Here is a 22,226-nt window from a genome sequence, read left to right as displayed (position 1 = left end):
CCACCCGCAGCGCGCCGCAGCCGCCCCCTGGGGGTGCAGGGTGCGCGAGGCGTGCTGGGCGCTCGCCGGGCCGCCGGACGCGGTGCCGCTGGGACGCCGTTGCCTTGGGTGTCGCCGGGCTTGCCGGGGTACGGCGTCACCGCCGCCACCATCTCCGCCGACTCGGCCGCGCCGGAGCCGAGGGCGTCGTCGTCGCCTGGGGGTGCCGTCGGGTTGCCGGGGTCGCCGCCGGAGGGTGCGGTGCCGCCGGACCCTCCGGTGTCCTTTTGCGTGTCCTGCCTTGAACCGCTTGTAGGCTCAGGCGAGGACGAAGCTTCTCAGGATCCGCTCCTGGCGCGGGCAGGTCGGCGGCCCGCGCGCCACGCTTGCCCCGCAGGTTCAACCCGGCGAGGGTTTCGCCGGTGATGACGACCCTGGCCGAGCCAGGGGTCAGTGCGAGGAGAAGCCGCCGTCGACGAAGAGCATGTGGCCGGTGACGAAGGCGGCGGCGTCGCTGGCCAGGAAGACGGCGGCGCCCTCGAAGTCCTCCGGGACGCCGTTGCGGCGGGTCATGTGGCGGGCGGCGAGCTGCTCGACGCGGCCGGGGATGGCCTGGGCGGGTTCGGTCAGCGGGGTGAGGACGAAACCGGGGATGATCGTGTTGACCGACACGCCCCGGCTGGACCAGGCTTCGGCCTGGGAGCGGGTAAGGCCGGCGAGGGCGGCCTTGGCGGCGCCGTAGACGCCGCTGTCGCCGAAGGCGCGGACGCTCTGCTGGGAGCCGATGTTGATGATGCGTCCCCAGCCGCGCTCGGCCATGAGCGGCCCGAAGTGCTGGCCGAGCAGGTAGGGGGCGGTGAGGTTGACGGCGATGGTCTGCTCGTAGTCGTCCTCGGTGAGCTCGGCCATGGGCTTGCGGATGTTGTTGGCCGCGTCGTTGACCAGCACGTCGATGCGTCCGGCCTGTTCGCACACGCGCCGCACGGCTTCCCGGTCGCCGAGGTCGGCGGAGATGGTGGCGGCGGTGACGCCGTGCCCGCGCAGCCGTGCGGCGGCGCGGTCGAGCGCGTCCTGGCCGCGGGCGACGATGACGACCTCGGCTCCGGCGCGGCCGAGCGCCTCGGCGATGGCGTAGCCGATGCCGGAGCTGCCGCCGGTGACCAGCGCGCGGCGGCCGGCGAGGGAGAACAGGCGGTGAAGGTAGTCGGACATGATCGGCAAGCTAGCACCCGGGGGTTCCGCCGCGGACGTTGCCGTGTGGGCCGGGTTCTGCCCCATGAGGCCGGGTGCGTGACAGGCCGGCTGAATGGAGTACGCGGGAATTGCCGCGCACGCGGGCGCGGGGTATGCTCAACCGTCCTCAAATAGAGCAACCCTCACACGTCTACCGATTGGATTATATCAGTCCATGTCTAATCGTCAAGATGTCCTGGTCGAAGCCCTTGACACCGAACAACGGGTTGTATCGAGGCTCTACGCCCGGCTCGACGCCGCCCGCGAACGGGCGGAGTCCGCGCTGCGCACGGTGCACCGCCGCGGCGGCGGCACCAGCCAGGCGATGGTGGAACGCGAGGCGCTGGCCGCCGAGCAGGCCCGCCGCCTGGCCCAGCTCAACGGGGTGGAGCGCGGGCTCTGCTTCGGCCGCATCGACGACCGCGACGGCCGGACCGTCTACATCGGACGGATCGGCCTGCGCGACGAGGAGGGCACCTCGGTGCTCATCGACTGGCGGGCGCCGGCCGCCCGGGCCTTCTACCAGGCCACCGCCACCGACCCCGGCCCGCTGGTGCGCCGCCGCCACCTGCACCTGCGCGGCCGCACGGTGACGGGGCTGGACGACGAGGTGTTCGACCTGGAGGGGATGAGCGAGGGCGAGCGCGGCACGCTGGTGGGGGAGGCCGCGCTGCTGGCGGCGCTGCGGCGCGGGCGCACCGGCCGGATGACCGACGTGGTGGCCACCATCCAGGCCGAACAGGACCGGGTGATCCGCGCCGGGCTGCAGGGCGCGCTCGTGGTGCAGGGGGGTCCGGGCACCGGCAAGACGGTGGCGGCGCTGCACCGGGCCGCCTACCTGCTCTACGCCCACCGCGACACGCTGGAACGCCGCGGCGTGCTCGTGGTCGGCCCGAACGCGATGTTCCTGCGCTACATCAGCCGGGTGCTGCCGTCGCTGGGGGAGACCCAGGTCGTCATGGTGACCCCGGGCGAGCTGTTCCCCGGCGTCCGCGCCACCGAGACCGACCCGCCCGCGACCGCCGTCGTCAAGGGTGACCTGCGCATGGCCGAGCTCGTCGCGGCGGCGGTGCGCGACCGCCAGCGGGTGCCGGACGGCGAGCTGGTGGTGGAGCTGGACGGGCTGCGGCTGCGGGTGCCGCACGAGACCTGCCGGCGGCACCGGGACCGGGCGCGCGCGGTGCGGCTCCCGCACAACATGGCCCGCAAGCTGTACGTGACGGAGATGCTCAAGGAGCTGGCCAGGGCCGAGGCGCGGGCGCTGGAGGAGGGGCTGCGCCTGGCCGAGATGGACCTCGACCCGGAGGACCGGGAGCTGGCCGGGCCGCTCCACCTGGAGGACGACCTGGACGAACTCGACCTGGCGGTGGCCTCCGAACGGCTCTGGGCGCAGCCGGAGGTCCGCGCGGCACTGGACGGGCTCTGGCCGGAGCTGACGCCACAGCGGCTGATCTCCGAGCTGCTGTCCTCGCCGGAGACGCTGGAGTCGCTCGCCCCCTCCGGCCTGGACTGGCGGGCGCTGGTGCGGCCCGCCGACGCCGCCTGGACCGTAAGCGACGTGCCGCTGCTCGACGAGGCGGCCGAACTGCTCGGCGAGGACGACTCGGCGGCGCGGGCGGCGCACCGCCGGGCCGAGGAGGACCTGCGGGAACGGGAGCTGTACGCGCAGGAGGTGCTGGTGACCACCGGCGTGCTGGAGGAGGGCGTCTTCGAGCGGGCCGACGTGCTGGCCGACCGGCACGCCGACGACGGCACAGGGCTGACCACGGCCGAACGGGCGGCGCGGGACCGCACCTGGGCGTACGGGCACGTCATCATGGACGAGGCGCAGGAGCTGTCGGCGATGGCCTGGCGGACGGTGATGCGCCGGGTGCCGGCCAAGTCGCTCACGGTGGTCGGCGACATCGCCCAGACCGGGTCGGCGGCCGGGGCCCGCTCGTGGGGCGAGGTGCTGGACCCGTACCTGGAGGGCCGCTGGCGTGAGGAGCGGCTGGAGGTCAACTACCGGACCCCGGCCGAGATCATGGCGGTGGCCGCCGACGTGCTGGCGGCGATCGACCCGTCGCTGGTGCCGCCGCGGTCGGTGCGTGAGGGTGAGGCGCCGCCGCGGGCGGTGCGGGCGGGCCTGGCGCAGCTGCCGGAGCTGGCCCGCGAGGAGCTGGCGGCGATCGGGGACGGCCGGGTGGGCGTGCTCGTCCCGGACGCCCTGCACGCGCGGGCGGCTGCGCTCTTTCCCGACCAGGGCCTGGAGGCGCCGGTGGCGGTGCTGACGGTGACGCAGGCCAAGGGGCTGGAGTTCGACGCGGTGATCGTGCTGGACCCCGCCGGGATCCTGGCCCAGTCGCCGCAAGGGACGCGTGACCTGTACGTGGCGATCACCCGGGCGACGCGCCGGCTCACGGTGGCCTGCGAGGGCGACCTCCCGCCCCTGCTGTCCCGCCTATCCTCCTGATCTACAACGTAAAGGCGCGCCTGGCTCGTACACCCCTCCTGACCACAACCAGAAACCCACACCGACGAACAGCCGGGACGGCCCCCTCTCAGTGAGAACCGGACGCCGACTGGAGGGACACCCCGGGCCGGTGGGTTCGAGGCGCGTCAGCGTCCCTTTCCGGCGGGAGTGGGTTTCGGCGGGGGAGTGGGGCGGGCGGGCCGCCGGGCCCAGTCCGGGGCCCGCCCGCGGTCCGCCGGTCGCGGCGCGCGCCATCGCCGGTGACGCCGCGACCGGCAGCCTGGTCAGCCGGAGAACGCCGCCTTGACGGTGATCCGGCCGCTGAGGCCCGTCAGGTCGACGGTGTCGCCGCTGACGGGCAGTCGCTCGCCGCGCACGGTGGCGGCGGTGAGGGTGTGCCCGGCCGGCACGCGCAGCCGCAGTTTCACGGGGGTGTCGCCGATCCCGGCGGGCAGGTTCACCTCGCCGGTGACCTCGCCGCGGGCCAGGTGGGAGGTGAGCGTGTAGCCGACCTTGCCGAACACGGTGGGCAGCCCGGCGACGCTGACCCGTTCGCCGTCGGCGAGCCAGCCGCGCGGGGTGGCGAAGGCCAGGTGCAGCGCGGCGGGGGTGCCGTGCTCGTCGCCCGCCTCGTGGACCAGCATCTCGCGCAGGCCCTTCAGGTAGGCGGCGTTGTTGGCGCTGAGCGGCGACAGCCAGGTGCCGCGGTGGAACTTGCCGGGGCAGGGGTCGATGTTGGCGCCTTCGCCGATCATGAAGGTGCCGTGGGAGAAGCCGTGCGCCAGCTGCCCGTAGAAGGCGAGCACCTGACGGTCTGCCTGGTCGTTGACGGCGAGGAAGCGGTTGTACTGGTAGCCGTACACCTGGTCGACGCCGGTGCCTTCGTAGCCGGCCAGCCCGTCGGGGTTGCAGACGCCGATGGCCTGCCCGGTGTAGTTGAACCTGATCATGCCGAGGAAGGTGCCGCCGTGCGTGTGCACGTACTTGAGGAGCTTGGCGTTCTCCTCCTCGGTGAAGAATCCGGAGGCGAAGCCGTAGTAGGCCAGCAGGTTCCAGTAGCTGGAGTCGCGGGTCTCGGTGATGGTGTCGTAGGGCTGGTCGCCGGACAGCAGTTCGCGGGGCACGAACAGGCTGCCGTCGGGCAGTTCCGTCTTGGACTGGTCGATCGCCGCGCGCAGGGCGGCGGTGAAGTTCTCGTACGGGGGTTCGTAGGCGGCGACGAGGTCGTCGCGGCCGAGCGTGCGGAAGACGTGGAGGATGTCGCGCCAGCCCCACCAGGACACGAGCTGGGCGTGGGTCCAGTAGCCGGCGTCCCAGTTGTCCTCGCAGCAGCGCTGCTTCTCCAGGATGCCGTGCGGGTCGGCGGCGGCCTGGCTCACGTAGTCGTCGAGGTAGCCGCGCAGGCTGCCGAGGTTGCGTTCGACGAAGGCGTCGTCGCCGGTCAGGCGGTGGTAGCGGGCGGTGGCCAGGAGTTTGGAGCCCTGTTCCCAGTTGCGGTACATGACGGGGTAGGCGGGGCCGCCTTCCTTGGTCATGGTGAGCAAGGTCTGGAGGTTGGCGCGGTAGTCGCCGGTGAAGCCGAACTCGCCGAGGGCGGAGACGGTGTCGACCATCTCGGGGACGTACTGCTGCTCGTAGAAGTTGCCGATGCTGTAGCGCCAGCCCATGACCAGGTTCTGGATGAGCAGGTTGCGCAGGGCGTGGGTGGCGTACTCCTCGGGGATGGAGACGCGGGCGCCGCCGGCGAGTTTCCGTTCCCAGTAGGAGGCGACGGCCTCGCGGGCCTTGGCGTACTTGCCGGGGGCGAGGACGGAGGCGCCGTTGCCGCGTACCCGGTCGGGGTTGTTCAGGATGGCGAGGGTGATGGTGCGCGGGCCGCGCGACAGGTCGAGCTGGTAGGTCAGGTCGTCGCCGGTGAGGGTGGGGTCGCCGTCGGTGAGCAGGTGCACCTTGTCGCCGTCGGCGACCTTGCGGCCGTCGAGCCGCAGGGAGGGGTTCTTCGGGTCGTTGAGGTTGACGCGGACGGTGGCGGAGCGGGCGGTCGCGGTGCCGGTCGCGGTGATCTTGACGTAGCTGAGGAGGGAGGGGGTCTCGGGCGCGCGGGCGGCGAACGACTCCTGGGTGTACGTGACGCCGGCGGCGTCGCGGTAGCCGACGCGCATGATCGGCAGGTAGCCGTCCTGGAGGGTGGCGGGGGTGAGCCGGCCGAGGTCGGAGCCGAAGCGTTCGCCGCCGACGTAGAACCGGGTCTGGCGGTAGTTGCCGCAGCGGGCCTTGAACGCCTCGGAGTAGTCGCCGGTGTAGGGGGCGGCCTCGCAGGGGGTGTGCCAGTCGGCGGTGATGCCGCTGCCGTCGGCGGTGTGCAGGGCGTAGTGGTTGGCGGTGGGTTCGGCGGGTGATTGGGTGTCGGCGGTGTCGCCGGGCGGGAGGGTGAGGGGCAGGTAGTGGTAGCCGGTGTCGCTGACGCCGAGGGCGCCGCCGTCGGGTTCGCCGGTGGCGACGCCGCCGGTGGCCACGGGTACGAGGTAGTCCTTGATGTTGTCGAAGGTGGGGCCTTCGGGGCGGGAGATGAGGTGTTCGCCCCACAGGTCGGTCTTGGCGGTCAGGGCCTGGCGGACGCCGTCGATGTAGTCCTGGCTGAGGTCGGGCCACTGCTGCTGCCCGGCCAGGGGCGGCGGCGGGGTGTCGGCCTGTGCGGTGTGGGCGGGGACGAGCAGCAGGGCGGCCAGCGTCGCCGCCCCGATCGCCCGCGCGGTGCGGCGTGGTGCGCGTGGATGCATCCGGGTCCTCCTGGAGGTGCTGGTCACGTGGCGGCGATGGCGCGGGCTCGGCGGATCAGGTCCAGCGCGGGCAGCGGGCTGAGACCGTAGTGGTAGAAGTCGACGCGGTCGGCGGCGGCGGCGCGGAGTTTCTGGGCGAGGTTCTCCGCGCTGTGGCAGTCGGGGGTCATGGGGCGCAGGGCGACTCCGACGGGTCCGCCGGTGCGGGCCCGGTAGGCGGCGGTTTCGAGGCGGACGCGTTCGGGGTCGCGGGCGTAGGCGGTGACGGTGACGGGGCAGGGCAGGTCGGCGGGGCGGACGCCGAGTTCGGCCGTCCGGGTGACGCCGGGCGGCCCGGCGGGGCGGCCGTCGGCCCAGCCGAGGAGCCCGGCCGACAGGTCGAGCAGCCGGAAGGCGACGCCCGCGGCGGCGGCCTCGGCGGTCAGGTCGGCCAGCAGCGCGCTCACCACGTCGCAGCGCGCTTCCAGGTAGGCCGGCAGCAGCGCGGCGGGCAGGGTGGCGGGGTCGGGCGGGCGTCCGGCCAGGCAGGCCTCGACGTGTGCGCGGGCCGCCTTGACCAGGTCGGCCGCAGGGACTCCGCGGGTGTCGGCGGCCTGGCGGCAGTGGGCGCAGAAGCAGAGCCCGAGCAGCAGCCGGGCGGTGTCGTCCAGCGGCGCCGAGCAGCGTTCGTGCCCGGCGCCGTGCTCGTAGGGCAGCCAGTGCGGCGCCTCGGCGAGCAGGGTGCCGACGGGATAGCGGCAGATGTCGCGGGTCAGCGCGACAGCGTACGCCCGCACCTCGGGGTCGGCGGGGCACAGCACGTGCGGGTAGGGGTCGCCGAACAGGTTGCGCACGGTGCCGGGCCGGACGCCGGGGTGGTCGTCGTGCAGGTAGACGGCCCAGGCGTCCACGGCCGCGCCGTGCCCGGGCGCGCGCTCGCACACCTCGGCGAGCAGGTCGCGCCCGGCGGCGAACTCGCTGCGCCGCGGCCGCAGCGCCAGCCCCTGGTACAGGCCGGGGTCGGGTACGAAGCAGACGCCGGCGCCGCCGGTGGCCACGCGCCGCCGCGGGTTGTGCGGCAGCACGTCGCGCGCGTCGTGGTAGGCGACGGCGGGGGCGATCCGGTCCACCCCGGCCCGTGTCACCGCGTTGGCCAGCACCGTGTCCACCCCCTCGCCGGCCAGGTCCAGGGGGCCGCAGAACAGCGACGACGTCGGCGCCATGGCTACATCCGCACCGTGAGCCCGCCGTCGGCGACCAGCGCGTGCCCGGTCACGTAGGAGGCGTCGTCCCCGGCCAGGAAGGCGACCGTGGCGGCGATCTCCTGCGGGGTGGCGAAGCGGCGCAGCGGGATCCGCTCGGCGAAGGCGGCCCGGTCCGTCTCGCCCCAGCCGCCCTCCTCCCACAGGTCGGTCCAGGTGGATCCGGGGCAGACGGCGTTGACGCGGACGCCGTAGGGGGCGTACTCCAGCGCGAGGGTCTGGGTCATCGACACCAGCGCCGCCTTGGAGGCGTTGTAGTGCAGCATGTCGGGCTGGCCGCGCAGCGCGTTGACCGAGGCGACGTTGACGATCGAGCCGCGCCCGGCGGCCCGCATGCCGCGCCCGGCCTCGCGGGCGAGCAGGGCGGCGGCCTGGAAGTTGACCCGCAGCACCCGGCCGAGCGCGTCGTCGTCCAGGTCGTCGGTGGGGATGCGGGGCGCGAGCGCGGCGTTGTTGACGAGCACGTCGAGCGGGCGCTCCTGCGCGCCGAGCCAGCCGGTCATGGCGTCCAGGTCGGTGACGTCGGCGACCAGCGGCCGTACCTCGCCGTGCTCGCGCAGCCCGGGCAGCGCGGCGTGCAGCCGGTCGCCTTCGAGGTCGCAGGCGGTGACGGCGTATCCGTCGGCGGCCAGGCGGGCGGCGACCGCCCGGCCGATGCCGCGGGCGGCGCCGGTGACCAGCGCGGTGCGTCGGGGGGTCATGCGGGTGCTCCGATCTCCAGGCCGAACAGGGACGCGGCGTTGCCGCCGAGGATGCGTCGCTTGTCGGTCTCGGTTATGCGGGCGTAGACGAGGCCGCCGAGTTGCAGGGCGGCGTTCATGAAGGGGATGTCGCTGCCGAACACCAGCCGGTCGGCGCCCACCGCGCCGGTCAGATATTCCACGACGCCTTCCCAGGAGAGCGGGCCGGTGAGGTCGAGGTGGATGCTGGGGCGGCCGGCGATGGCGGCGACGACCCGGTCCAGGCCGTAGTCGAGGCCGGCGTGGCCGAGCAGCAGCGGCACCTGCGGGTAGCGGTCGGCGATGGCGGTGAACACGCCGAGCGCGTCTCCGGCGAAGTAGCTGTGCGACAGCACCGGCACCCGGTGCTCGGCGGCGAACTCCCACACCGGGGCGTAGGCGGGGCCGTCGAGCGGGTAGTCGCCGTGCAGCTCCGGGTGGAGTTTGACGCCGCGGAAGCCGGGGCCGGCGAAGCAGCGCTCCAGTTCCGGGACGATCTGGGCGGGGTAGTTGGGGTTGACGCAGCAGTAGCCGAGCACCCGGCCGGGGTGGCGGGCGATGGCCTCCATGACCTGGTCGTTGCCGTAGCGGTAGTCGGCGGAGATGCCGGCGTGCGCGGCGATCACGGCGACGTCCACGCCGAGCCGGTCCATGACGCGGACCAGGCCGTCGGCGCCGTGGTCGGGGATGTGGAAGTTGCGGAACGGGCCGAGGTGGCAGTGCGCGTCCACGATGAGCGGGGCGTCGGTCGGCGGCAGCTTGCCGGGCGGGTCAGTGCGCACGGGCCACCGTTCCTTCGCCGGCGCGGGCCAGCAGCCCGGAGAGCGTGCCGGAGGCGATCATCTCCCGGTCACGCTGCGGCAGGCTTGCGCGGTCGAGCTGGAGGCGGGCGCCGCCGAGCGTCTGCACCGGGTAGCCGGAGCCGAAGACGACGCGGTGCGCGCCGAAGCGCTCGCACAGGTCCTCCAGGCCGTGGTGGACGTTGAACCCGGCCGACTGCACGTGCAGGTTGGGAAAGCGGTTGAGCAGCGGGTAGAGGGTGCGGTTGTTGCGGCCCTGCACGTCCATGAGGATGATCGGCAGGCCGGGGTGGTGCTCGGCCAGGTCGTACACCTCCCGCCAGGGCGGCTCGCCGCGCCGGAAGAGGGTGAAGTCGACGGCGAGCGGCATGCGGGCGCGTTCCAGGGCGTCCAGCAGTTCGCCGGAGCACCAGGGGGCGAGCGAGAAGCGGTGACCGTTCATGGCGGCCGAGGGGAAGATCCGGGCCATCCGCACGCCGCCCGCCAGCAGCTCCCGTACGAGCGTTCCGGGTTCGGGCAGTTCGCCGGTGTGCGGCGGCAGCACCACGCCGACCGGGTGCAGGCGGGCGCGGGCCGGTGCGGGCAGGGCGGCCAGTTCGCGGGCCAGCAGCGCGTTGCCGGTGGCGGGGTCGTGCTCGCGGGCGAGCACGTGGTAGACGGCCGCCTCGTGGATCCCGATCCGGTCCAGCTCGGCGAGGAGCCCCTCGGGGGTCACCTCCTTGGTGATGTACGGCATGCGCCCCGCCGGGCGGCCGATGAAGGTGTTGCAGTCGAGATAGCGCACACGACCTCACTTGCTCGGGAACATGCTCGAAAAGGGGGATCAGCGGATGCGGTAGCGGTCGAGCCGGTCGGGGTCGAGCCGCACGCCCAGGCCGGGGGCCGTGGGCGGCAGCAGGTGACCGTCCTCGACGACCAGGTCGGCGGTGACGACGTCGCCGGCGTGGTAGAGGTGCCCGGCCACGTCGCTCGGCTGGTCCAGGCGGGGCACGCTGAAGGCCAGGTGCGCCGCGGCGGCGGTGCCGATGCCCAGCTCGGGCATGCTGCCGACGACCACGCCGGTCCCGGCCGCGGCGCACAGGTCGGCAATCCGGCGGGCGGCGGTGATGCCTCCGGCTTCCGGCACGTACACGTTGACCAGGTCGGCGGCGCGGGCGCGCAGCACCCGCCAGGCGTCCTCGGCCGACCAGACGCTCTCGTCGGCCATGATCGGCACGCTGGTGGCGGCGCGCAGCTCGGCCATGCCGGCGAGGTCGCCGGCGGGCAGCGGCTGCTCGACGGAGAGCACGTCGTAGGGTTCGAGCCGGCGCACCAGCCGGACGGCGTCCTTGGCCAGCGGGCAGGCCATGTTGAGGTCGACGCGCAGGCCGAGCGCGGGCCCGTGCTCGCGCCGCAGCGCGGCCAGGACCTCGATCAGCAGGTCGTGGTCGCCGGCGCCCTTGACCTTGAGGGTGCGGAAGCCTCGCGCGGTGAGCTCGGCGGCCCGCGCGAGCACCTCGGGCACGGGGGCGACGGGCAGCGACATCGACAGCGGCACCCGGTCGCGGGCCCGGCCGCCCAGCAGGTTGTAGACGGGCTGCCCGGCGGCCTGCCCGGCCAGGTCGAGCAGCGCGGTCTCGACGGCGGCGACGGCGGCCAGCGAGTGCCGGCCGAAGGCGAGGATCCGGGCGGCCTCGGCCTGGAAGCGGGTGAGCTCGAACGGGTCGGCGCCGATCACGGCGGGGGCCAGCAGCGTGTCGACGGTCTCGCACAGCGCGGCGCCGTCGCCGTGCCAGATGAGCGAGATCTCGCCCAGGCCGATGCTGCCGTCGTCGGCCTCGGCCAGCACGATGCCGTAGTCGGAGGTGGTCTGGGTGCCGAGCGCGGAGGTGAAGGGCTCGCGCAGCGGCACGGAGACGGGGACGGCTTCCAGCCGGGTCACTTTCATGGTCCTCATCCCTTCGTGGCGCCGGACAGGACGTCGGTGAAGAAGTAGCGCTGCAGCAGCAGGAAGACGACCACGACGGGCAGCGAGGCGATGACGGCGACGGCGGCGATGTGGTGCCAGTTGGACGTCAGCGTCGACATGAAGTACTGCAGCCCGACCGAGATGGTGAACCCGGTGTGGTCGCGCATGATGATCAGCGGCCAGAGGAAGTCGCTCCAGGTTAGGGTGAACACCAGGATGGCCGAGGTGGCCAGCGGCGCCTTGACCAGCGGCAGCATCACCTGCCAGAACATCCGCGCGGGCGCGCAGCCGTCGATGCGGGCGGCCTCCTCCAGCTCGCGGGGCAGGCCGGCGAAGGCCTCGCGCAGGATGTAGACCGACAGCCACATGTTGACGGCGGCGGTCGGCAGGATGATGCCGAGCAGGTGGTCGGTGAGCCCCAGCTCCTTGGTGGCGACGAACAGCGGCAGCATGATGGCGGGGAAGGGCACCACCATCGTGCTGATGCCGAGCAGGAACAGCAGCCTGCGCCCGCGGAAGGCGAAGCGGGCCAGGGCGAACCCGAGCAGGGCCGCCACCGACACGTTGAGCAGCACCGTCCCGCCGGAGGCGATGAGGCTGTTGACGAAGTAGCGCTGCACGTCGGCCTGGTTCCACACGTAGGCGTAGTTGGCGGCGGTCGGCGCGGCGGGGATGAGCTGCGGCGGCACGGCGAACACGTCGCCGCGTTCCTTGAACGAGGTCGACACCAGCCAGACGATCGGCGCGAGCGCGAGCACGGCGCCGGCCGACAGCACGGCCAGGACGGCGGCGCGCCCGCCGGGGGTGAACACCTTCATCGTGACCTCCCGGCCAGGCGCAGGCCCGCCATGACCAGCCCGAGCACGATGACCAGCAGCACGACCGCCATCGCGCTGGAGTAGCCGAACTTGAAGTAGGAGAAGGCCGACTCCCAGATGTAGTAGGCGGTGTTCTTGCTGGCGTTGGCGGGCCCGCCGCCGGTGAGCACGTAGATCTCGTCGAACATGCGCATGGCGGCGACGAACGCGATGACGGAGCTGAGCACGATCGAGCCGCGCAGGTGGGGGATCACGATGGAGGCGAGCGTGCGGGCGTGCCCGGCGCCGTCGATGGCGGCGGCCTCCAGCTGGTCGTCGGGCATGGTCGACAGCCCGGCCAGGTAGATCAGCAGGTAGATGCCGAAGGCGCGCCAGACGATGACGCCGGTGACGGTCCAGATGGCCAGGCCGGGGTCGGACAGCCAGGCGACCGGCCGGTCGGTGATCCCTGTCGTGGTCAGCAGGTAGTTGAGCAGCCCGGCCTCGTCGAGCATCCACTTCCACGCCACCGACGAGACGATGATCGGCACGACCACCGGCAGGTACAGCACGGCGCGGAAGAAGCGGCGGAAGGGGATGCCGCGGTGGATCCAGTAGGCGACCGGCAGCGGCAGGCAGACCAGCAGGACGGTGGCCGCCGCGGTGATGAGGGCCGAGTTGAGCAGCGTGCGGTGGAAGACGGAGTCGCCGGCGAGCGCGGCGTACTGGTCCAGCCCGGTGAAGCGGGCCGGGGCGAGCCCGTTGAAGTCGGTGAAGCTGAACAGGATCGTGTTGAGCACCGGGTAGAGGACGAACCCGCCGATGAGCGCCACGGCCGGGAGGGCGAACAGCCACGCCCAGCCGGTCTCGCCCGGACCGAGGATCCCGGTCAGCGGGCGCGGGGGCCAGGCCCGCCGCGCCCGGACGGCCTGACCGCTCACTGGCCCGCCGCGAGCAGCTCGTCCCAGCGCCCGGCGGCGTCGCGCAGCGCCTGCTCGGCGGGTTTGTCGCCGAGCAGCGCCGACTGGAACTCGGTGCGCAGCGCGGCGAACATCTCGGCCACCGCCGGATGCTTGGGCCAGTAGAACTTGACGTCCTGGCCGACGACGACCTTGGTCTCCTCGCTCTCCTGGAAGTACGGGTCCTGCGCGATGGAGGTGAGTCCGGGCAGCACGGGCGCCTGCTTGGCCAGTTCCAGGGTGGTGGTGCTGAAGTAGCGGGCGAAGTCCAGCGCCTGCTCGGGGTGCTTGGAGGCGCGGGGGACGGCGAAGTGCTGCAGGAAGCCGTTGGCGGCGCCGCCCGCGCCCTTGGGGTGCTCGGCGACCTTGAACTTCTCGTAGGTGGCGGGGTCGGTGTTGTCCTTGAGCCAGCGCAGGATCCACGGGCCGAGGAAGACCATCGCGGTCTTCTCCTGGGCGAGGATCTTGGCGCCGTCCATGACGCCGCCGTTGATGGAGGTACGGTCGATCCAGCCTTCGGCGACGCCCGTGACGTACTGGCCGAGGTGGGCGGCGGCCTCGGGGGTGGCGAAGGTGGCCTTGGTGCCGTCTTCCGACAGCAGGGGCACGCCCGCCTGTCCGGCGAGGATGTCGGAGGGGTTGCCGGCGTCGTTGAAGTCGTCGAGCGTCTGGACGAAGCCCGATACGCCGGTCTTGGCGTGGATGGTCTTGGCGGCGGCGAAGACCTCGTCCCAGTCGGCGGGCGGTTTGCCGGGGTCGAGCCCGGCCTTCTCGAACAGGTCGGTGTTGTAGATGAGGGCGGAGACGCTGCCGTAGAAGGGGATGGCGTAGGCCTTGCCGTCGATGACCCCGGCGTCCCACAGTCCGGGCACGTACTCGGCGGAGAGGGCCTGGAGGTCGCCGGTGAGCTCGTCGAGCGGGTAGACGGCGTCGGCGGCGGCGAACTTGGGCAGGATGAACGGGGTCATGTTGACCACGTCGGGGGTGGCGCCGCCGCTGATGGCGGCCAGGAGCTTGCTCTGGGTCTGCTCGAAGTCGGGGATGTCGACCCATTTGATCGTGACGCCGGGGTTGTCCTGCTCGTAGCGGCTGATCGCGCCCTCGATGTAGGGGGTGTAGCCCTCCTTGAGGTTGATCGTCCAGAACTCCAGCGTGGCCGGGCCGCCGGACGGCCCGGTGTCGTCGGAGGTCCCGCCGAAGACGCCGCAGGCGCTGATCAGGAGGGACGCGGCTCCGACGGCGGTGGCGGTGAGGAAACGCCGGCGTGAGGGCCGGATCGGCATCATGCAAGACTCCTTTCGCCCACGAACCCTTCCGCACGCGCCGCCCTATTCCGGCGATGTTCGAAAATAGTTCGTTAACTGGGCACGAGTGTGCATGCGGTCCGCCGCCGCCGTCAAGAGGGGGTTCAGGGGGCGTCGAGCTTGCTGGTGATGTCGAGCCGGTAGAGCGTCTTGGGCCGGCCGCGCTTGCTCTCCTGGGCGACGCCGACGGGGGAGGCCAGCCCGCTCTCGCGCAGCAGGCGGATGATGCGCCGCCCGCTCGGCGCGCTGACCTTGAGCGCCTGCCCGATCTCCTCGGCGCTGGCGGCCGCGCCCAGCAGCCTGCGCTCCAGCCCGGCCAGCCGCGACAGCGTGGCCACGCCGAGCCCGGCCCGCCTCGACAGCTCGCGCAGGCTCTCCTCGTCGGTCTTGAAGGCGTAGCGCAGCGGCGTCTCGGCCTCGCCCATCGGGCCGATGACCAGGCCGTCCTCGCTCATGAGGAACCCGGTGTCGCCGCCTTCGGCCATCGCCCGGCGCACCGCCATCTCGGCGTGGCGCACCGACTCGCGGGCCGACTCCCCGACCCCGAACCCGACGGCCATGCGCACGCCCAGGCGGCTGCGCACCTCCTCCACCAGCGGCACCGCCGTCCAGGAGCGGGTGATCTCCTCCAGCAGCCCCATGTGCGCGAAGACCAGCACCGACTGGTCGCCGCGCGCCTCCACCCAGGCCTCGGCGAACTCCGGGGCGTCGAAGAACATGCGCAGCGTGTTGACCCGCTCCACGCCCGCCTCGTACAGCCCGGACTCCTCCAGCAGCCGGTAGACGGCGGCGGCGAAGCGCAGGTTGGAGTGACGGGCCGAGGCCGCGCGCAGCACCACCTCGTTCATCGCCGACCTGATGGAGTGCGCCACCGGCACCGAGCGCAGCACCGGCACGTCCAGCTCGGCCATCAGCCGCGAGTAGACGCGGCTGCGGCCGGTGACGGCGTAGTGCGTGCCGTGGCGCCGCCTGGCCTCCAGGTGGAAGGCGACGATCTCCTCGACGTCCTGGCCCGGGTCGTAGGCCAGCACCCGCATGGCGCGCGCCGGCAGCCCCAGCTCGCGGGCGAACTCCTCGGCCACCTGCTCCTCGAAGGTGTCGACGCTGGCCGGCGCCAGGGGCAGGCCCTGCTCGCGGGCGCGCAGCAGGGCCAGCGACAGGTCGATGGGGCCGAGCCTGGCCACGCCGACGGGCAGGCCCTCCGGCAGCAGGTCGCGGCACTTGTCGAGCGGCATGGGGCCGGCGAAGAAGGCGGCGTCGACCTCCTGCAGCGCCTGCCCGGCGGCGGCGCGGATGCCGGCCTCGTCCTCGTAGCGGATCCAGCGGGCCTCGACGCCCTCGAGGTGGGCCAGCGCCGCGCCGAACACGTCGGCGCTCTGGGAGGGAACGACGATACCTAGGCGAGTCCTCACAGCTTGCAGCTTAACCAAAATACGCTCGTAACGAGGCCGGAAGGGGTTGCGCCGGGGTGGCTCCCGCTATATAGGTTCTATTTATGAACATGCGGTCGCTCGCGCTCGCCGAGCTGTCCAGCCCGGAGATCGCCCGCGCGGCCCCCTCGGCCGTGCTCGTCGTGCCGGTCGGCGCGACCGAGCAGCACGGGGCCCGCCTGCCCGCGGGCACGGACGCGCTGGCGGCCGAGCAGATCGCGGTACGCGCCGCGGCGCTGGCCCGGGTGCCGGCGCTGGTGGCGCCGGTGCTGCCATACGGGTCCTCACACCATCATCTGCCGCTGGCCGGCACGCTCTCGCTGCGCGGCACCACGTTCCTGGCCGTCCTCGGCGACCTGCTGGCCAGCGCCGCCGTCACCGGTTTCCGCCGGATCGTGCTGTTCAACGGGCACGGCGGCAACGACGACCTGATCCGGCAGGCGGCGCGCGACGCCGTGCTGGAGCATCCGGTGGCGGTGGGCGCCGCCTCCTACTGGACGCTGGGCGGCGAGCGGCTGGCCGAGCTGGCGGCCGGGGCGGGGATCGGGCACGTGCCCGGGCACGCGGGCGCGTTCGAGGCGGCCCTGACCCTGGCGCTGGGGGCCGCCCACTCGGCCGAGCCGCCGTCGGAGCCGGCCGGGCCGGTGCGGGAGCTTTCGCGCGGGTTCGTGGCCGAGCACGGCTGGATCGCCCGCATGGGCGGGGTGACCGACCCGGTGGCGCCCGCCACGCGGGAGGCGGGCGAGCGGCTGCTGGGTCACCTGGTCGCGGAGTTCGCGGCGTATCTGGAGGAGTTCGCCGCCACTTACGAATCTACGTTGTAAAGCCGAGGGCCGAGGTCGGGCTGCTCTCCCGGCCTGCGAAAATCCTGCTGCTAGCCCGTACAGCCCGGGGCGACAAGATCCGGCCGCTCGCGCGTACGACAAAAACCCCTGCTACGAAGCGGGGTGGAGTTCCGCGGCGACCTCGTGCAGGCGGACGGTGACGTGGTGGAGGCAGCGCAGCGTCTCGAGGTCGAGGTGCTTCATGATCTGCCGGTATTCTTGCAGCCCGGCGTTGTTGATCTCCTCGATGAGGGTGCGGCCGGCCGGGGTGAGGCTGACGCGGCGCACGCGCCTGTCCTGCGGGTCCTCCTGGCGGCTGACCAGGCCGTGGGCGACGAGGCGGTCGACGAGGCCGGTGACGGTGCCGAGGGTGACGCCGAGGTGCTGGGCGAGGTCCTGGCCGGTGGCCGAGCCTTCGGCGGCGACGAGCATGATGACTTTCAGCTGGCGCATCGTGAGGCTGGAGGAGAAGAGCGGCGACTGGCGGCGGGCGAGAGCCCTGCCGAGGTCGCGCTGGATCTCGATGATCTGACGGATCAGGTCGTCGCGTTCGTCGTTCACGTGCACCTCTCGCTTCCTGAGAAGGTTATCAGGAACTACGCCCGGAGTTAAATATTCGTCAAAGGCGAAGTGTTAGTCTTGGGCCGAATTCTTGAAGGGAAACGACTCTATGACCGCACTCGCCCGGTTGAGCCTGGCCAACCGCAGTCTCGTGATCTTGATCACGGTGGTGCTCAGCGCCTTCGGCCTGTTCACGATCCCCCAGCTGAAACAGCAGCTGCTGCCGTCCCTGAGCTTTCCCGGCGCCTTCGTGGTGGCGGCCTACCCGGGGGCGTCGCCGGAGATCGTCGAGGAGCAGGTCACCGCGCCGCTGGAGGACTCCTTCAAGGGGCTGGCGGGCATGGAGTCGATGGCCTCCACGTCCAAGGAGGGCCTGGCGCAGATCCAGGTCGCCTTCGCGTACGGCACCGACGTGGAGACGGCGGTCGGCCGCATGCAGCAGGCGGTCAACCGGATCGGCGCCCAGCTGCCGTCCGGGGTGGAGCCGCGGGTGGTGGCGGGCAGCACCGACGACATCCCGGTGCTGGTGCTGGCCGTGGGCGACGGCGGCGACTCGCGGGCGATGGCCGACAAGCTGCGCCGCATCGTGATCCCGGAGCTGCAGGCCGTCGACGGGGTGCGCGAGGCGCAGGTGACGGGCACCCGCGACGAGGTGGTGACGATCACCCCGGACTTGGGGAAGATGGCGCTGGCCGGGGTGTCGGCGGCGCAGATCCCCGAGGTGCTGCGGGCCAGCGGCACGCCGATCCCGGCGGGCGCGCTGGTGGAGGACGGCACGTCGCTGACCGTCCAGGTGGGCGCGCGGCTGGAGTCGGTCAAGGACCTGGAGAACCTGTATCTCACCCCCGCAGCGCCGCAGCCGCAGGCCCAGAGCCCGCAGCAGCCGAACCCGCAGCAGGCGGCTCAGCAACAGGCTATGCAGCGGCAGCGCGCGCCGAAGCCGGTCCGGCTCGGTGACGTGGCCACGGTCGAGCGGGGCCTGGCCGAGGCCACCACGATCACCCGCACCGGCGGCCAGACCAGCCTGGGCGTGACGGTCACGATGGTGCCGGACGGCAACGCGGTGGCGATCTCCGACGCGGTGCGCGAGAAGCTGCCGGAGCTGACCCGGGCGATCGGCGACAGCTCCGACACCGCGATCGAGGTCGTCTTCGACCAGGGCCCGTACGTGTCCGAGTCGATCGAGAACCTGACCACCGAGGGCATCCTCGGCCTCATCTTCGCGGTGCTGGTCATCCTGGTGTTCCTGCTGTCGCTGCGCTCGACGCTGGTGACGGCGGTGTCGATCCCGCTGTCGGTGGTGATCGCGCTGCTGGCGCTCTGGCTGGGCGACTACTCGCTCAACATGCTCACGCTGGGGGCGCTGACCATCGCGATCGGCCGGGTGGTCGACGACTCGATCGTGGTGCTGGAGAACATCAAGCGCCACCTCGGCTACGGCGAGGCCAAGCGGACGGCGATCCTCACCGGCGTGCGGGAGGTGGCCGGCGCGGTGACGGCCTCGACGCTGACCACGGTGGCGGTGTTCGCGCCGATCGCGGTCGTCGGCGGCATGGTGGGCGAGCTGTTCGCGCCGTTCGCGATCACGGTGACGGTGGCGCTGATGGCCTCCCTCGTGGTGTCGCTGACGGTCGTGCCGGTGCTGGCCTACTGGTTCCTGAAGGCGCCCCAGCTGAAGCCCGAGGAACTGGCGGCCTTCCGGGAGAAGGCGGAGGCGGCCGAGCGGCGCTCGCCGCTGCAGCGCGCCTACCTGCCGGTGCTGCGGTTCGCCACCCGGTTCAAGGTGGTGACGCTGGTGATCGGGGCGGCGGTGTTCGCGGTCACGATGGGCCTGGCGGGCAGCCTGCAGACGAACTTCCTGGACTCCACCGGCCAGGACACGATCTCGATGAGCCAGCGGATGCCGGTGGGCACCGACCTGAAGACGACCGACGAGGCCGCCGCCAAGGTCGAGGAGGTGCTGGAGCAGGTCGAGGCGGTCGAGTCGTACCAGGTGAACGTCGGCGGCGGCAACGCCATGATGGGCGGCACGGGCGGCGGCGCGGACCGCGCCTCCTACCAGATCACCATCGCCGACGGCAGTGACACGCCGGCGGTGGAGCAGGAGCTGCGCGACCGGCTGGCCGCCGTGCCGGACATCGGCGAGGTGACCGTGGGCGGCGCGTCGGCGGCCGGGTTCTCCTCCGACTCCGTCGAGGTGATCGTGCGGGCGCCGGACACCGCCGCGCTGCGCTCGGCCGCCGAGCAGGTGGCGGGCGTGATGGGCCGGGTGGACGGCCTGCGGGACGTAACGTCCAACCTGGAGGACAGCGCGCCGCGCATCGAGGTGCGGGTGGACCGGCAGAAGGCGGCCGCGCGCGGGCTGAGCGAGGCGCAGATCGGGCAGACGGTGGCGCAGGCGTTCCGCGGCGCGCCGCTGGGCCAGCTCACGCTGGACGGCCGCCAGAGCGACCTGGTGCTGCGCGCCGGGGATGCGCCCGACGACGTGAAGGCGGTGCGTGACCTGCGGCTGCCGACGGCGTCGGGTCTGGTGAAGCTGTCGTCGCTGGCCACGGTGGAGCGGGTGGACGGCCCCACCCAGATCACCCGGATCGACGGTGAGCGTTCGGCGACCGTCTCGGGCAAGGCGACCGCCGCCGACCTGGGCCGTCTCACCCAGGAGCTGACGCGTGAGCTGGACGGGCTGAGCCTGCCGGCCGGTGCCGCCTACGAGATCGGGGGCGCCTCGGCCGACCAGGAGGAGGCCTTCGCCGACCTCGGGATGGCGATGCTGGCGGCGATCGCGATCGTCTTCATGATCATGGTGGCGACGTTCCGGAGTTTCGTGCAGCCGCTGATCCTGCTGGTGTCGATCCCGTTCGCGGCGACCGGCGCGGTGGGGCTGCTGCTGGCCACCGACACGGCGATGGGCGTGCCCGCGCTGATCGGCATGCTGATGCTGATCGGGATCGTGGTGACGAACGCGATCGTGCTGATCGACCTCATCAACCAGTACCGCGCGCGGGGGATGGGGATCGTGGAGGCGGTCATCGAGGGCGGCCGGCAGCGGCTGCGGCCGATCCTGATGACGGCGGTGGCGACGATCTGCGCGCTGGTGCCGATGGCGCTCGGGGTGACGGGCCACGGCGGGTTCATCTCGCAGCCGCTGGCGATCGTGGTGATCGGCGGTCTGATCAGCTCGACGCTGCTGACGCTGGTGCTGGTGCCGACGCTGTATGTGATGGTCGAGCGGGCCAAGGAGCGGCTGCGGCGCAAGCCGGCCGAGCCGGCGCCGGAGCCGAAGGTGCTGGAGACCGCGGCGCCCTGACAGAGCGGTCTCCCCTTCCGCCCGCACGGGTCGCATACCCGTGCGGGCGGCCGCTTTCTCAGCCCTCGGCGGCGATGCGGTCGAGCCAGTCGGCCAGCAGGGCGCGCTCGGGCTCGCTGAGCGCGCCGGTGCGGGGGAGCGCGGCGCGCAGCGCGACCGCCGCGGCGACCGGCCCGGACGGGTCCGGGGCGGCCGGCGGCGGGTCGGTGGTGATGGTGGAGATGACCGACTCGCGGGCCGTCACCGACAGGGACGGGTCGCGCTGGTCCTCGGGCAGCGATATGAGAGTGAGCGTCAGCCCCCGGCCCGCCGCGTGGACGAGCAGGGCGGCCCGCTCCTCCGGCATGGCCAGCCGCCCCGCCTCGGCGATGCGGTGGATCATCCGCGCGAGTATCTCCGACGCCTGGCGGGCGGCGGGCGACTCGGCGCCGGGCCGCGGCTCGCCGAAGACGAGGCTGTAGAACGCGGGGTGCGCCAGGCCGAAGCCGACGTGCAGGTCCCAGCCGCGCCGCAGGTCGGCCACCGGGTCGTCGGTGGCGGGGTTGGCTTCCTTGTCACGCAGGTAGCTCTGCAGGCCGTAGGCGGCCACGGCGTCCAGCAGGCCCTGCTTGTCGCCGAAGATGCGGTAGATCGCCGGGGCCTGCACGCCGGCCGCCGCGCTGACGGCGCGGGTGGAGACCGCTTCGCGGCCGCCCTTGGCCAGCAGCTCGGCGGCGGCTTCGATGATCCGGTCCCGGTGGGTCTTCGCCATACCGCAACGGTAACAGTGCCGGTGTTATCAGTGGTCCCCGTCGAGGCGGGGCAGCTGCCGGGGGGCGTAGCGCAGGCCGGCCGCGGCTCCGGCGGGGATGGCCTGCTCGATGGTGGTCAGCTCCTGCTCGGTGAACTCGACCTCGCCGGCGGCGAGGGACTCGGCCAGCCGGGCCCGGGTGCGGGCGCCGACGAGCGGCACGATGTCCTCGCCCTGGGCGGCGACCCAGGCGATGGCGGCCTGCGCGGTGGTGATGCCCTTGTGCTCGGCGACGCCGCGCAGGGCGTCGGCCAGCGCCAGGTTGTGGCGCAGGTTCTCGCCCTGGAAGCGGGGGCTGTGGGTGCGGAAGTCGTCGGCGGCGAGGTCGCGGCCGGGGTTCCAGTGGCCGCTGAGCAGTCCGCGCGACAGCACGCCGTAGGCGGTGACGCCGATGCCCAGGCTGCGGGCGACCGGCAGGACCTCGGCCTCGATGTCGCGCGACAGCAGGGAGTGCTCGATCTGCAGGTCGCTGATCGGGTGGACGGCCGCGGCGCGGCGCAGCGTCGCGGCGCCGACCTCGGACAGGCCGATGTGGCGGACGTATCCGGCCTGGACGAGTTCGGCGATGGCGCCGACGGTGTCCTCGATGGGCACGCCGGGGTCGAGGCGGGCGGGACGGTAGATGTCGATGTGGTCGGTGCCGAGCCGCCGCAGGCTGTAGGTGAGGAAGTTCTTGACGGCGGCGGGGCGGGCGTCGTGGCCGAGCCAGGTGCCGTCGGGGCCGCGCAGCGCGCCGAACTTGACGCTGATCACGACGCGGTCGCGGTCGGCGCCGCGCAGGGCGTCGCGCAGCAGCAGCTCGTTGTGGCCCATGCCGTAGAAGTCGCCGGTGTCGAGGAGGGTGACGCCGGCTTCGAGTGCGGCGTGGATGGTGGCCAGCGACTCTTTCTCGTCGGCGGGCCCGTACAGGTCGGACATGCCCATGAGGCCGAGGCCGAGGGCGGACACGCGCGGGCCGTGGGCGCCGAGGGTGCGGGTGTTCATGGAAGGAACCTCTTTCCGTCGATAACGGATTCATGTTAACACTGCTTCGCTATCGATGTTAACTCCTTTTGGGAATCAGTGTTATCGGCCGGGTGGGTCACACCCCGGCACCTGCCCA

The 22,226-nt window shown here is 72.7% G+C and carries 17 protein-coding genes; 3 read left to right on the top strand and 14 right to left on the bottom strand.

Annotated elements, in window-relative coordinates; all coding sequences use genetic code 11:
• Positions 1-429: 429 nt before the first annotated feature.
• Positions 430-1,191, bottom strand: coding sequence for an SDR family oxidoreductase (locus tag AB0J42_RS04200; RefSeq protein WP_364288690.1), 762 nt, complete (start codon positions 1,189-1,191; stop codon positions 430-432).
• A gap of 196 nt (positions 1,192-1,387) precedes the next feature.
• Here AB0J42_RS04200 and AB0J42_RS04195 point away from each other — a divergent pair, with 196 nt between their 5' ends.
• A complete protein-coding gene (locus tag AB0J42_RS04195) occupies positions 1,388-3,664 on the top strand; it encodes an ATP-binding domain-containing protein (protein WP_364288688.1) in 2,277 nt (758 codons plus the stop codon).
• 284 nt (positions 3,665-3,948) lie between these two features.
• Here the strand turns inward: AB0J42_RS04195 and AB0J42_RS04190 are convergent, their stop codons facing one another.
• The 10 genes from AB0J42_RS04190 to AB0J42_RS04145 all read right to left on the bottom strand — a co-directional run bounded on the left by AB0J42_RS04190 (position 3,949) and on the right by AB0J42_RS04145 (position 15,624).
• Positions 3,949-6,444: a hypothetical protein gene (locus tag AB0J42_RS04190; protein WP_364288686.1), complete on the bottom strand. Its 2,496-nt coding sequence runs from the start codon at positions 6,442-6,444 to the stop codon at positions 3,949-3,951.
• 23 nt (positions 6,445-6,467) lie between these two features.
• Positions 6,468-7,646 (bottom strand): hypothetical protein, encoded by a 1,179-nt coding sequence (locus AB0J42_RS04185; protein ID WP_364288684.1) that lies wholly within the window; start codon positions 7,644-7,646, stop codon positions 6,468-6,470.
• A 2-nt stretch (positions 7,647-7,648) separates the two neighbouring features.
• The gene (locus AB0J42_RS04180) at positions 7,649-8,386 is read right to left on the bottom strand and encodes an SDR family oxidoreductase (RefSeq protein WP_364288682.1); all 738 of its coding nucleotides are present in this window, start codon (positions 8,384-8,386) and stop codon (positions 7,649-7,651) included.
• The gene (locus tag AB0J42_RS04175) at positions 8,383-9,186 is read right to left on the bottom strand and encodes an amidohydrolase family protein (RefSeq protein WP_364288680.1); all 804 of its coding nucleotides are present in this window, start codon (positions 9,184-9,186) and stop codon (positions 8,383-8,385) included. The genes AB0J42_RS04180 and AB0J42_RS04175 overlap by 4 nt, the downstream gene beginning before the upstream one ends.
• On the bottom strand, positions 9,176-9,988 hold the full coding sequence (locus tag AB0J42_RS04170; protein ID WP_364288678.1) for an amidohydrolase family protein: 813 nt from the start codon (positions 9,986-9,988) through the stop codon (positions 9,176-9,178). Before AB0J42_RS04170 ends, AB0J42_RS04175 begins: the two co-directional genes overlap by 11 nt.
• Before the next feature lie 39 nt (positions 9,989-10,027).
• Positions 10,028-11,131 carry a mandelate racemase/muconate lactonizing enzyme family protein gene (locus AB0J42_RS04165; protein ID WP_364288676.1) on the bottom strand — a complete coding sequence of 368 codons (1,104 nt, stop codon included), beginning with the start codon at positions 11,129-11,131 and terminating at the stop codon, positions 10,028-10,030.
• A gap of 5 nt (positions 11,132-11,136) precedes the next feature.
• Positions 11,137-11,970: a carbohydrate ABC transporter permease gene (locus tag AB0J42_RS04160; protein WP_364288674.1), complete on the bottom strand. Its 834-nt coding sequence runs from the start codon at positions 11,968-11,970 to the stop codon at positions 11,137-11,139.
• Positions 11,967-12,890 (bottom strand): sugar ABC transporter permease, encoded by a 924-nt coding sequence (locus tag AB0J42_RS04155; protein WP_364288672.1) that lies wholly within the window; start codon positions 12,888-12,890, stop codon positions 11,967-11,969. The genes AB0J42_RS04160 and AB0J42_RS04155 overlap by 4 nt, the downstream gene beginning before the upstream one ends.
• Positions 12,887-14,194, bottom strand: a complete 1,308-nt coding sequence (locus AB0J42_RS04150) for an extracellular solute-binding protein (RefSeq protein WP_364288670.1) — start codon at positions 14,192-14,194, stop codon at positions 12,887-12,889. Before AB0J42_RS04150 ends, AB0J42_RS04155 begins: the two co-directional genes overlap by 4 nt.
• 122 nt (positions 14,195-14,316) lie before the next feature.
• The gene (locus AB0J42_RS04145; protein WP_364288668.1) at positions 14,317-15,624 is read right to left on the bottom strand and encodes a hypothetical protein; all 1,308 of its coding nucleotides are present in this window, start codon (positions 15,622-15,624) and stop codon (positions 14,317-14,319) included.
• A gap of 83 nt (positions 15,625-15,707) precedes the next feature.
• Between AB0J42_RS04145 and AB0J42_RS04140 the strand changes: the two genes are divergently transcribed.
• Positions 15,708-16,466, top strand: a complete 759-nt coding sequence (locus AB0J42_RS04140; RefSeq protein WP_364288666.1) for a creatininase family protein — start codon at positions 15,708-15,710, stop codon at positions 16,464-16,466.
• Positions 16,467-16,577: 111 nt separating this feature from the next.
• Here the strand turns inward: AB0J42_RS04140 and AB0J42_RS04135 are convergent, their stop codons facing one another.
• A complete protein-coding gene (locus AB0J42_RS04135) occupies positions 16,578-17,027 on the bottom strand; it encodes a MarR family transcriptional regulator (protein ID WP_364288665.1) in 450 nt (149 codons plus the stop codon).
• 109 nt (positions 17,028-17,136) lie between these two features.
• Between AB0J42_RS04135 and AB0J42_RS04130 the strand changes: the two genes are divergently transcribed.
• Positions 17,137-20,334 (top strand): efflux RND transporter permease subunit, encoded by a 3,198-nt coding sequence (locus tag AB0J42_RS04130; protein ID WP_364288663.1) that lies wholly within the window; start codon positions 17,137-17,139, stop codon positions 20,332-20,334.
• A gap of 58 nt (positions 20,335-20,392) precedes the next feature.
• Here AB0J42_RS04130 and AB0J42_RS04125 read toward each other — a convergent pair whose 3' ends face one another.
• Positions 20,393-21,085, bottom strand: a complete 693-nt coding sequence (locus tag AB0J42_RS04125; RefSeq protein ID WP_364288661.1) for a TetR/AcrR family transcriptional regulator — start codon at positions 21,083-21,085, stop codon at positions 20,393-20,395.
• Positions 21,086-21,112: 27 nt separating this feature from the next.
• A complete protein-coding gene (locus tag AB0J42_RS04120; RefSeq protein WP_364288659.1) occupies positions 21,113-22,108 on the bottom strand; it encodes an aldo/keto reductase in 996 nt (331 codons plus the stop codon).
• Between the last annotated feature and the right edge of the window lie 118 nt (positions 22,109-22,226).

It is taken from the genome of Nonomuraea sp. NPDC049649 (assembly GCF_040675175.1).
Lineage (GTDB): Bacteria > Actinomycetota > Actinomycetes > Streptosporangiales > Streptosporangiaceae > Nonomuraea.
The sequence above is the reverse complement of the archived record's forward strand: the minus strand, read 5'-3'. Positions and strand labels throughout refer to the sequence as shown.